Source organism: Saccharopolyspora sp., assembly GCF_017434145.1.
GTDB classification, from domain to species: domain Bacteria; phylum Actinomycetota; class Actinomycetes; order Mycobacteriales; family Pseudonocardiaceae; genus Saccharopolyspora_C; species Saccharopolyspora_C galaxeae.
Genome location: NZ_JAFRFW010001060.1, coordinates 1 through 1,735, shown reverse-complemented (window position 1 = coordinate 1,735; position 1,735 = coordinate 1). Strand labels below are relative to the sequence as shown.

Here is a 1,735-nt window from a genome sequence, read left to right as displayed (position 1 = left end):
GCCCGCGCCGGACTCGGGCGCGGCGGCCGGGACGAACGCGACCTCGGCACCCGCCGGGTCGTCGACCACGTGCGCACCGCACCACCAGGAGCCGAGCAGCACTCCGAGGGTCTGCCAGTGCGCGGGCAGCGCCACCGAAACCGGCGTGCCCGGCTCCAGGTCGAGCTCGTCCACCAGCCAGTTCGCCGTCTTCGCCGCCCAGTTCGCGACCGTCGCGCGGGACAGCTCGACACGGGCTCCGGTGGCGTCGTCGTAGTGCGTGATCAGCGGGCGCGGGGAACCGGTTGCCAGCATGGGTGCGAGCAATGCTTGCGTGACGCTCATGCCGCGACCTTATGGCGTAGCCCGCCGCCCGCGGCGAAGGGGACCGAGCGTCCCACCGGCGCGAAGGCGCTCGTCACCGCGCGTACCGCGAGGAATGAAGGACTCGTTCGCCCGGCCTATTGGCGCGAAGGAGCCCCTCGATCGGACCGCGCGGGAGGTGACGTCGGGGGTGAGCGACCCGATCGCTCGGTCTGTTGGGGCGAAGGAACCCCTGCCTCGGATCGGCTGCGGCTAGTTGATGCAGGGGATGCCGTCGGAGGTGATCGGGTCCTGGGCGGGTGGCGCAGGCTGGCGCCGGGCCGTGCCGTCCAGGTCCAGCGTGGCGTTCGCGGCGAAACCGGTCTTCGGCACCAGGCCCGCGATGAACGAACGCACCTGCGCGGGATCCACCTTGACCACGCTCTGCCCGTGCTCGTCCCTGCCGCCGGTGGAAGCGACCGGCAGCGTCACGAACCGCACGCCGCCGCCCGCCAAGCCCTGCATCTGCGCGGCGAACCCGGCCACGTCCCAGTTCTCGTCCAGCACCACCGAACGCCGCGCCGCGTCCTGCAACCCGGCCAGCTTCGCCGGATCGGTCAGCGTGCCGGTGGACAGCAGCTTGTTGGCCACCGCCGCCATGAAGACCTGCTGGCGCACGATCCGGTCCAGATCACCGCCCGGCAGGCCGTGCCGCTGCCGCACGAACGACAGCGCGTCGCCGCCGGAGATGGTCTGCCTGCCCGCGGCGAAGTCGGCGCCGGAGTCCTTGTCGCTGGTGGCTTGGTTCAGGCACACCTCGACGCCGCCGAGCGCGTCGGTCACCTCGTAGAAGCCGAGCAGGTTCACCTCGGCGTAGTGGTCCACGCGGACGCCGCTGAGCCGCTGCACGCTCTGCAGCAGCGCGCGCTGCCCGGCCAGCTGGGCCTGCCGCTCGGCCAGCGCCGAGTCGCGGCCTTCGATGGAATCCGCGGCGGCGCTCTTCGCCAGGCCGTACACCGCATTGATCTTCTGGGTGCCGCCGCCGGGCATCGGCACCGAGGTGTCCCGCGGCAGCGAAACCGCCGTGGGCGGGCCGCCGTCGTGCGGGATCCGCATCAGGATCACGGTGTCGGTGTTGAGGCCGTTGGTGCTCTCCGTGCGCAGTTCGCGCAGCACGCTCAGCGGCAGCGGGTTGCCTTGCGCGTCGGTCCGGCTGTCGTTGCCGACCAGCAGGATGTCGGTCGCGCCGTCGTCGGCCGGGGGAGCTTCCGGCGTGTCGGCGAGTACGCGGGAGGTGCTGACGTCGGTGTCCAGGCGGTCCAGCGCGACCCAACCCGCAGCGGTGACCGCCAGGACTCCGGCGGAGATCAGCGCGATCAGCGTCCGGCCCGCGATCAGCCAGCCGCGGTGCTTGCGCGGGGCGGCAGCGGCGCGCTCGGATCCGCCCGCGTCG

Annotated in this window: 2 protein-coding genes; both read right to left on the bottom strand. The window is 72.7% G+C overall.

Going from position 1 to position 1,735, the window contains the following annotated elements; genetic code table 11:
• Nucleotides 1-324 (bottom strand): TIGR03089 family protein (locus IJH84_RS28910; RefSeq protein ID WP_295151221.1); only part of this gene is annotated, 324 nt, incomplete at its 3' end.
• Between the two features lie 231 nt (nucleotides 325-555).
• A partial coding sequence (locus IJH84_RS28905; protein ID WP_367269114.1) for an LCP family protein occupies nucleotides 556-1,735 on the bottom strand: 1,180 nt, incomplete at its 5' end.